The following is a 10,033-nucleotide window of genomic DNA, read 5'->3' as shown; positions in this document are numbered from 1 at the left end:
CGGGGGGGATACGAAACCGTGGGAATCGTCAAGGAACGAGTTCCGAACGCTCTTGACAAACGCATAGACACGGTAACTTATCGTCACCACATTTGCCCTGTCGGAGTAAACCCGCCATGTGTTCTTATCGATCTTCTCCCACTTCAAATTATCCGATTTATTGCTGTGGGCGCTGAATCCTTCCACGTTCTTGGAAAATTCCCTGATCAAATACGAACCGGGAGCCCAGACGGGCATAACAAAGTCTATGCTTTTTTTCCGTTCGCCCGATATCGTCTGAGTGACATGAAAATAGTGTGTCCACGGCTCCGGCATGGAGAGCGTGTAAGAAATTGTTTGGGATGAAAGGAGAGCCGGCGCGACTAAGAAAAACGCCGTAAGCAGGTAAAGTCTCTTAACCGCCGATCTTCGCCTGATTCTGATTTTCAATTCGAATTCATGTTATGGACTCTGCATCTTGGCGGAGAGCTCCAATTCTTCCTCACCCCGCTTAACGGAGATCTTCACCTCGTCGCCGGGGTTGAGCAGTTGCAGAACGGACATATAATCTTCTATGCTCATTATTTCTTTTTCATCCATTCTGATGATCACGTCATCGCTTATTATTCCCGCCTTTGATGCCGTACCCCCATTGCGCACACCCGATATCTTCAGCCCCGCACCTTCGTATGCATAATCGGGAGTCACGCCGAGCACAACTCGAAACGACATACGGCTCGGAGTAGATGAGCCCTCCTCCGCTTTTACGTACTCCGGTTTCATCTCTACACCGTCGAGTCCCCACGCTATATTTTTGGCAAGCATGAGAATCCGGACTTCGGCTTCGTAATTTATTTTGTCCCATGTGTCGGAGGGCTTATGGTAATCGCCGTGCACTCCCGTGAAGAAAAACATGTTGGGAATTTCTTTGCTGTTGAATGACGCATGGTCGGAACCTCCGCGGCTCAATTTCTTCTTGGAGATCCTGATCCCGACGTCTTTGTTGGCGTCATCGACAATTTCCTCCCAGATGGGTGACGTAGCAAAACCGTTCATAACTATGCTCGTGTCTGTGTCTCTCCCGATCATATCGAGGTTCAGCATCGCATACGTATTTTCAAGGGGTATTAGCGGATTGTCAACATAGTGCCTCGAACCGAGAAGTCCCGATTCCTCCGCGCCGTAAGCCTGGAACAATACCGAATGGCGAAGCTTATCCCTGTTTGCCGAAAAATACTCAGCCAGTTCAAGCATTCCCGCCGTCCCGGATGCGTTATCGTCAGCGCCGTAGTGCACTTCGCCGTAACTGTCAGGCGCCCGCGAACCCCTGCCGCCGATTCCGAGATGATCGTAATGCGAACCGATAACGAAATAATCGTTCCTCAGCACCGGATCGCTGCCTCTGATAACAGCCATCACGTTTACGCCGCTGCTGTAAACAGGCTTCACGTCCGCTTTCATCGAAACGTTTAGACCGGGAATACCCATCGACATGGTTTTTCCCGACTCGAGTATCTCGCTTTGAAGTTCATCTATGGATTTTCCAAGCGGCGACACGAGCTTATTTGCCGCTTTTCTTGTCAGGCTGAACGCTATTATCCCTGATTTGCGGTATCTCGTATAATTGAAATCGACCAGCTTATCGGTCGAATCATCGACAGTACCTGTAACCAATAACATAGCGGCGGCTCCATGGTCACGCGCATTCCTGAATTTATAAAACAAGCTGGCATAGCCGGCAAATTTTGATTCCTTGTCATCGTTCTCGGGTCGATATCTCAGCACAATTACAGCTTTACCCTCTACGTCTAAATCAGCATAATCGTCATAACTTGAATCCCTTAGTGATATTCCATAACCCGCGAAAGCAAGTTCGACCGTCGTATCTTCGGTCATGGAGAAAGGAAAGGGTCTGAATTCCACGTCATTCTCGAGTGTCAGTATTTCACCGCTGATTTCCGCTGACATATAACTTCCCTCTCCCAGTTCGGCACCGGAACGGAAATCAAACGGCTGCATATAATCGCCGTCTTTGTCCACCGGCTCAAGCCCCAGACGTTTGAACTCACCGGCAATATACTCCGCCGCCATGTCGCCGCCCGGAGTTCCCGTTCGTCTGCCGTTCATTTCATCGGAAGCGAGGTATTTAATATGACGAAGGACGTCGCTTTCGGTTATATCCACCGACGAGACTGAGGTTCCGCCGCTGCCCCCTGAAGTTCCATATCCGCTGCATGCGAAGATCAGGGCGATAATAGTCGATAATGACAACAAAAGAATTGGTTTTCTTGAATTCAATTCAGACTCCGTTGGTTTTCTAAATAATGCCGGCTTAAATTATTCACCAGGAAACTGCTACGCAAATTGTCAGTTTTGTCCTTCGAGTATCCGATACACGAATAAATGACCCTCCGGTCAATATCCGTTCTGATCTTTACTAATATAACAACACAGAAAAAAACTACTCTTCCGGCCCTAACTCCCTCGCGCCGAGCTTGCTGTCGAGCATCAAAAGGGGTGTCGTCTCATCACCTATCATCTTTAGCTGCCGGACTATCTCGAGCGCGGATTTTTCTTCCTCCACCTGTTCGTCGATAAACCATTGAAGAGCCGACTGCACCGCATAATCGTTTTCCTTTTGTGCAAGAGCGTAGATGTCGTTGATCATTCCCGTCACTTTACGCTCGTGTGCGAGACTTTTTTCAAATACGTCGAGCGGGGATTTAAAATCCGTAGGCGGTCCGTCTATCGCCTTTAAATTAACCGTCCCTTCCATGTCGACGATCATGTCGAAAATCTTGATTGCGTGCATGATCTCTTCATCGTACTGCATCCGCATCCACTTTGCCATTCCAAGAAGACTCACCGTCTCAAAATACGATGACATTGAAAGGTAAAGAAATGCCGAATAATATTCGCTGTTAACCTGTTCATTCAGGGCTTTTTCAATCGTTTTACTTAACATTTTCCTTAAGTTCCTCCTATGTTCATTATGTCGGATATTTCTTAAATCGTTGTACTAATTTATAAAACCCGATGTTAAATTACCAGCCGTGACTTATTTACCCGGTTCTTTATATGGTTTAATTAAAATGGCTTAAATGACTGATGTTTGAATGCACGGTCTATACCGAAAAGAATTTAGATGAATGGGAGAGCTTCGTTGATAATGCAAACAACGGTACTATCTTTCATTATCGCCATTTTCTGGGCTATCATCCACCTGACAGATTCGAAGACCATTCCCTGATATTTTATAAAAAGGGGAAACTTTCCGCCCTCTTTCCGGCTTGTGTCCTCCATGAAAACAACAAAAAAACGTTGTATTCGCACCGCGGCGCTACTTTCGGAGGTTTTGTTCTCGATGAATCTTCGAGTTTTAAGGATGCCTTTGACCTAACGGAATCTCTTCTGAAATACGCACAGAAGAATGAATTCTCACGGATAGTACTCACCCATCCTCCCCTGATATATCAAACAAGACTTTCCAATAACGTTGATTTCGCACTTCTTCAAAACCGATTCAATTATCTTAAGAGGGATGTCTCAAGCGTACTCTCTCTGAAACCCTCTTTAGCCGCGAACATCAAAAATTTCCGGTCAGAGGCGAGAACCGCGTTCAGGCGGGCGGTAAAATTAGGGGTAAATATAAAAAAGTCCGATGATTACGAGGGGTTTTACAAGATCCTCGAAGCGAATCTCTGGACAAGGCACGGGGTGACACCCACACACACTGTTGAGGAGATAAAATCGCTTCAAAAACTATTTCCCGATAAGATTGAATTACTCGGAGCCTTCGCGGAAGGTAAAATGATAGCAGGTGTTGTCCTTTTCGCATGTAATCCAAAAGTGCTTATGGCATTCTATATAAGCCACGACGAGAATTTTCAAAATTACAGGGCAGTCAATCTCCTGTTTCATGACGTCATCAAAAAAGCCATAAAACGGAAATTCAAATTTCTCGACTTCGGGATATTTACCGTTAACATGGAACCGAACTGGGGTCTCGGCAGGTTTAAGGAGAGCTTCGGGGCAAGCGGACTTTTTCGTGATAGTTTTCAAATTGAGCTCTGAACAGGTAAAAATATCGCATTCATAGACGATAATCGGCCGGGAAAATTTCGAAAACACCTGCCTTACGTTTTAGCTCTCTTGTTGATCTCACTCATACCGAGATTATTCTATGCTACCAATTATCTCTTTGACGGCGACCCGGTTAATTATTTTCTCGGAGCGGTGAACCTGCTGTCAGGTCAGGGGTTCACAGCCATGGGCTTTCCGGTTATTTGGCCCATTGGATACAGCTTAACGATAATTCCCTTTCTTCTGATACTGAATAGTCCGGCAGCAGGGGTCGCTTCGAGTATAATAGCCTCGACGTCCGCTCTGATCGCGCTCTACGTTCTCGGAAGCCGTATTTACTCTAAATCGGTCGGTTTCTTTGCCGCCGTGATGCTCGCATTCGCCGAATCGTACTTTTTCAACTCGGTGAATATCGCATCGGATTCTCATGCTCTCCTGTTCGTTTTGCTTGCCATGATTCAGCTTCAGAAAATCGATTTTGATTCTCCCGCCGTCAAATATTTTCTCCCCGGATTATTTATCGGGTTAAGCGCCTTGGTGCGTTACTCTTCCGGTATATTCTTTTTTCTCCCTTTATCTCTCCTAATTGTCAATTATCTGAAAGGAGAGAGAGATTTCAACTCCGACAGCGTCAAGAGAGACTTGCGCTGGATCGGTATCTATTTATCGGGATTCTTAGTTGCTCTGAGCGTCCAGATGTATCTGAATTTGAAAGTGTGGAACTCTCTGCTGCCGTCATTCTACTATACGGTAAATGAACCGATACTTTTCACATCTGCAGCAAATTATTTTCAGAACTTATTCAGGATTATTTACAGAATCGGTTTCACCACCGATTTTTATGCGCCTATCGGCGCTCTTTTGCTGATAATCGGTCTGTTGAATCAGAAAGGAAATGAACGTTCTCTGCGCATGCTTCTGATATTCACGATTTTAGGAGCCGTTCCTCTTTTGGCGTTTTCGGTCAAACCCCGGTTCATGATCTCAATAATGCCGGCGCTATTTCTTGTCATGGCTTACGGGATGCAAATCTTGTACGTTCGGATGGAGATCAGTCTGCTCGATAAGTGGAAGAACCTAAGGATAAAAAAAATAGCGGTCTCCCTGATCGTTACCCTGTTTTTCTTACCCCACGTGACATTCTCATTCCGGACAGCGGAATTCAATAAACTGGAATCTAAGGGTGCGGCTTCCGCATTTACGTGGGTAAAAGAAAACACTCCCTCCTCCTCAGTCGTGTTGACTCAATCTCCGTATTTCGGTCACTTCAATGTCTGGGAATTGACGGGGTACGATATCTGGGCTGCGAAGTACTATTCCGAACGAGAAATGTTTCCCGTCTTCACGGATATCGACTCTATTCTGATAAAGCACGCCGATGTATACGCAGTGATTAATGATTATTGGCAGTCTGCTGAGAATCTAAGAATGATGTATGCGGGAAAAAACAGAGAGGCTGTACATCGGCTTCTTGAGGATTATAATATGAAGGAAATGGCGTCGTTTGAGTCAAATAACAACAGGTTCCTCTGGAAGATCACCGCTGTGACGCTTCATCCCGATGATTATTTTAACCATCAGCATCGATTCACGGTCTACCGTGTTTTAGGTAAAAAATAAGGGCTACAAATATCAAAACCGATCTTTCGAAAAATATATTAGTACTGTCGAAGCACTCCTTGATCTACGGTGTCGGGATAATCAGCCGTCTCTCCTCATTTATTCTGCTGCCGCTTCATACAGCATTTCTTTCGCAGTATGACTATGGGATATTGACCCTTGTCCTCTCGTTTATAGGGATCGCAACCGTATTTATGAGTTACGGCTTGAACGTCTCCTTTTTAAGATGGTATGTACCCGAAGAGGATCCCGAAGAAAGAAAAAAGATATTCAGCATATGTTATTACGGGATCACTGGAGTATCGCTCCTTTTAGCCGTTATTTTTTATTTAACGTCCAAACCTATTGCCGGTCTTTTACTCCGTGACACTTCTTATGAGCCGTTGTTTATGATCGCAAGTCTCATTTTGCTTACAGATGCCCTCTTTCATTTTCCACAAATACTCCTCCAGGCACAGCAAAAATCCACACGTTACGTTCTTATAATATTTTTGAACGTATTCTTGAATCTTGGTTTAAACTATTATCTCGTTGTGGTAAGGGGTGCTGGAATAGAGGGAGTTCTTTACGCTGCCCTGATAGCAAGCGCCGTTTCATTTCTTGTAATTACTCCAGTATCGATAAAAAATCTGACGATTTATTTTTCTTTTAAAAAGTACAGAGAATTTTTCTTCTACGGAATTCCCTATGTTGCTAACAGCGTGTTTGTAGTGATGATAAATCTCATCGACAGATTCATGCTCGAAAGGTTTATCAGCGTTGAGACCGTTGCGGTATATTCCGCCAATTATAAGTTAGGTTCCGCCATGGCTATAATTGTCAATGCGTTTAGACTCGCCTGGCATCCTTTCTTTCTATCTATAAGTAAATCTCCCGATGCGAAGCGAACCTATTCGAGAGTATTCACTTATTTTCTATTATTATTGAGTGGAGTTTTTCTTCTGATATCTATCTTTATCGACGACCTCGTGAGAATGAATATCTTTGGATTTCATCTGATCGCAGAAGAGTACTGGGAAGGAACTTTTATAATTCCATGGATACTTTTTGCTAATATTATCGGAGGTGCATACGTGATTTTTTCGGCAGGAATTCATATAGAGAAGATCACACGGTTTACACCTATATTTACCGGAGCGGGCGTTATTACGAACGTTGTGGCGAACATTTTCCTGATTCCCCTGATTGGAATATACGGAGCGGCTATCTCCACGCTTCTCGGTTATATCGTAATGATGACAATCCAATATTTTACCGTACAGAAGTATTATTATATCAAGTATGAATTCCTCCGTGTATCAAAAATAATCGGAGCTCTCTTATTGATTTTCCTTACCAACGAATATATTCTTGTCGATCCCGGATTTTTAACCAAACTGTTCCTCGTTATATCTTTCCCGCTTATTCTTTACTTCACCGGGTTCTTCTTGAAATCCGAGTGGCGCGAAATGAAGAGTCTGACGTTAAAATTACTCGGAAAGGCAAAGAAGGCTTGAGAATATTATATATCTCCCCCGAGCATACGGTCGGCGCTCTGTCTTTCTGGAAAAAGGAACACGAAAAACGTGGAAACGAATGCAGGTTCGTAACGCTTTTCCGCTCCGCAAGCGGATTCGAGGAAGATATATGCCTTAACCTCCCGTTTGTGTCCACAGGAAAGATATACGGAGCGCTCAGAAAATTAGCATATCGTACACATGGAAAAATAGGAGGCGCGACTGAAAAAGAGGGCTACCCCCCTGTCTGGAGACCCGAAAATGCAGCCGAAGCTCTGTTTTTCAAGACAAGAGAATTCATCTGGAACAGGTTTATCGAAAAAGCCATTAGAAAATATGGGCTCGATCAGTTCGACATATATCATCTTGAATGGGGGCTGGAATTTTATCGTGACGGCAGATTCATCCGAAAAATGAAAAATGCCGGTAAACGGGTCGTATGCACTTACCACGGGCAGGACATGCGTAACCGGGGAGTCATCCCCGCAATCGATAATCTGAGCGATCTCAATCTCACGAGTGAACTCGATTTGATGCAGAGACATCCTAATATCAATTATCTCTTTTTGCCGTTCGATACAACCGAATTTATGCCGAGAACCGAACCGAACGATTTGATAACCGTTTCTCATGCTACTCGAAACCGTGGAGCTAAGGGGTCTGATGATATTCTGCGAATATGTACTGAATTGGAAAACGAAGGAAAGATAAAATTTATCTTTATCGAAGATAAACCGCATTCGGAAGTCTTGAAAGCAAAAGCCGAGAGTGATATCTACATCGACCAAATAACGGATGTAGGATGGGGTTACGGCATGAACAGCGTTGAGGCTTTATCCATGGGTGTTGTCTGCTTCACGAAAATGAATGAAGAATATGAGAAGTTCATCCCGGATCACCCCTTCGTAAATGTTTCGGCAGAAAATCTGAAATCTGAATTATCCAAACTGATTGCCGATCGTGACAAACTTAAAGAGAAAATGATAATCAGCAAAAAATGGGTTTTTGATAATCATGACGTCAGCAACGTGATGGATAAGCTTTATGAGTATTACGGAAAACTCGGATGGTTAAATTGACTTCCAAAGAAGAAAGATCCGCAAAGAACATCTCAATCAGCGTATTGACCAAACCCCTTATGCTGTCAAATTATGATCAAATAAAGAGGCTCGCCGACCAAATACCCGGCAGAAAATGGTCACGGGAAGAAATAATAGCGGACAGACCGATGAAATGGGAATACAGCCTATCGGTGACGGATGGTCAAAATATCATCGCTCTGTGTCTCCTTTCAAAAAAAGAAAACACCCGCCACAGTCACATGATTATAGTCGATGAAGAGTACAGGGGTTTGGGAATCGGAAGGGAAATGAACCGTAAGAGCGCTTTGGAGGCATTGGAATCAGGGGAGGATTATGTAACTACAAAGGTTGCTGAAGGGCTTCAAGCATCTCTGAATTTTCAACTGAATCTCGGATTCAGTGTTTACGGTGAAGAACATGTTGATGAAGAGGGCATAAATTATCTTCTTCTGCGGGCTGCGCCAAAAACGATCCTCAATACTTTTGATACGAAGTAGATGAAGCTGGCCATTCATCAACCTAACTTCTTACCCTGGCCCGGATATTTCCATAAAATGGCTTCAGCAGATATTTTCTTGTTACTCGACACCGTTCAATACACAAAGCTTGAATATGATAACAGATGCAAAATTAAAACTCCTGACGGTGTTCAATGGTTGACAGTTCCCGTCGGCACTCCAAAATCTCATACCCTTACGAAAGACGTCCGTATATCGGGCGACAGCGATTGGAAACGAACTCACAGGAGAACACTCATAAATAATTATTCCAAATCGGTTTATTTCAAGGACTACGACTCGGAATTACTCGACATTTACGAAATCGATTGGAAATTTCTTGTTGAATTGAACGTTAAATTCATCCATACTATTAAAAAGTGGCTTGGTATCAAAACAACTGTTATGTTAGCCTCTGATCTTGCGGAAAGAACCTTGAAAAGCACAGAATTGAATATCTCCTACTGTAAGGAATTGAATGCGGATATATATCTTTCGGGTATCGGAGGGAAAGATTATTTGAAACCGGAATTATTTGAGGAAAATGGGATCAGATTGGAATTTCAGAATTACACTCCCGTAAAATACCCGCAGCGGTTCGGAGAGTTTATCCCTGACCTGAGCGTCATCGACCTGATATTTAACCGTGGCGATGAAAGCCTGTCGCTCATAATGGACGGAAATTAAAATGAATAAGTCTGATTGGGATAATTGCAATTTTTCTCATGCGCATTATAAGGCGTGCCTTCAAAATGCCCTCGAAAACGGTTATGAATTTCTCAAAATGAATGATGTAGAATTAGAACGAAATAAAGAAAAGACGATTGTGATGCGGCATGACGAAGACCTCTCGTTACCCGCTATGCGCATTCTCGCTGAAATTGAGGGAGAGCTCGGCATAAACTCCACCTATTTTGTGCGGCTTCACGCTAAGAACTACAATTTGTTATCTTACGACTCCTATACCTCTCTTCACGAAATAATAAAAATGGGGCATGAAATAGGGTTCCACTATGAACTCCACTGCCACCCGGAGCTCAGCTCCCGGGAAGAAGAGATATTTACCAATTCCAAGTCCCTACTCGAATCGATCCTTGGAATCGAGATTACCGGCATGAGCTATCACGAGCCCTCACGTTCGATGAAATCGGATGAGAAAAGACCACTGCCGCCCGGGATTAAGTACGAGGCTTACGAAGATAAGTTCATGAAAAATCATAAATACATTTCCGACAGCTCCGCTCATTGGAGAGAGGGATGCATGTGCCGGCATATA

General features: G+C 43.9%; 10 protein-coding genes. 7 read left to right on the top strand and 3 right to left on the bottom strand.

Annotated elements, in window-relative coordinates; all coding sequences use genetic code 11:
- From IID12_08190 to IID12_08180, 3 genes are all read right to left on the bottom strand, one after another.
- The coding region (locus IID12_08190; GenBank protein MCH8289067.1) for a peptidase M61 at positions 1–315 on the bottom strand (315 nt) is incomplete at its 3' end.
- A 126-nt stretch (positions 316–441) separates the two neighbouring features.
- On the bottom strand, positions 442–2,277 hold the full coding sequence (locus IID12_08185; GenBank protein ID MCH8289066.1) for a M20/M25/M40 family metallo-hydrolase: 1,836 nt from the start codon (positions 2,275–2,277) through the stop codon (positions 442–444).
- Between the two features lie 163 nt (positions 2,278–2,440).
- On the bottom strand, positions 2,441–2,944 hold the full coding sequence (locus IID12_08180) for a ferritin (GenBank protein ID MCH8289065.1): 504 nt from the start codon (positions 2,942–2,944) through the stop codon (positions 2,441–2,443).
- Between the two features lie 143 nt (positions 2,945–3,087).
- On the opposite strand from IID12_08180, the gene IID12_08175 reads away from it, so the two are divergent.
- The 7 genes from IID12_08175 to IID12_08145 all read left to right on the top strand — a co-directional run.
- Entirely contained in the window at positions 3,088–4,053 is a 966-nt protein-coding gene (locus IID12_08175) for a GNAT family N-acetyltransferase (GenBank protein ID MCH8289064.1), read from the top strand.
- 81 nt (positions 4,054–4,134) lie between these two features.
- Positions 4,135–5,682, top strand: coding sequence for a glycosyltransferase family 39 protein (locus tag IID12_08170; GenBank protein ID MCH8289063.1), 1,548 nt, complete (start codon positions 4,135–4,137; stop codon positions 5,680–5,682).
- Between the two features lie 59 nt (positions 5,683–5,741).
- Positions 5,742–7,178 carry an oligosaccharide flippase family protein gene (locus IID12_08165; protein ID MCH8289062.1) on the top strand — a complete coding sequence of 479 codons (1,437 nt, stop codon included), beginning with the start codon at positions 5,742–5,744 and terminating at the stop codon, positions 7,176–7,178.
- A complete protein-coding gene (locus IID12_08160; protein MCH8289061.1) occupies positions 7,175–8,257 on the top strand; it encodes a glycosyltransferase in 1,083 nt (360 codons plus the stop codon). Before IID12_08165 ends, IID12_08160 begins: the two co-directional genes overlap by 4 nt.
- A complete protein-coding gene (locus tag IID12_08155) occupies positions 8,245–8,757 on the top strand; it encodes a GNAT family N-acetyltransferase (GenBank protein ID MCH8289060.1) in 513 nt (170 codons plus the stop codon). The genes IID12_08160 and IID12_08155 overlap by 13 nt, the downstream gene beginning before the upstream one ends.
- 57 nt (positions 8,758–8,814) lie before the next feature.
- Positions 8,815–9,444: a WbqC family protein gene (locus tag IID12_08150; GenBank protein ID MCH8289059.1), complete on the top strand. Its 630-nt coding sequence runs from the start codon at positions 8,815–8,817 to the stop codon at positions 9,442–9,444.
- Between the two features lies 1 nt (position 9,445).
- On the top strand, positions 9,446–10,033 hold a 588-nt coding region (locus IID12_08145), incomplete at its 3' end, for a hypothetical protein (GenBank protein MCH8289058.1).

The organism is Candidatus Neomarinimicrobiota bacterium, from assembly GCA_022567655.1.
Classification (GTDB): Bacteria; Fidelibacterota; SORT01; order SORT01; family SORT01; genus JADFGO01.
The sequence above is the reverse complement of the archived record's forward strand: the minus strand, read 5'-3'. Positions and strand labels throughout refer to the sequence as shown.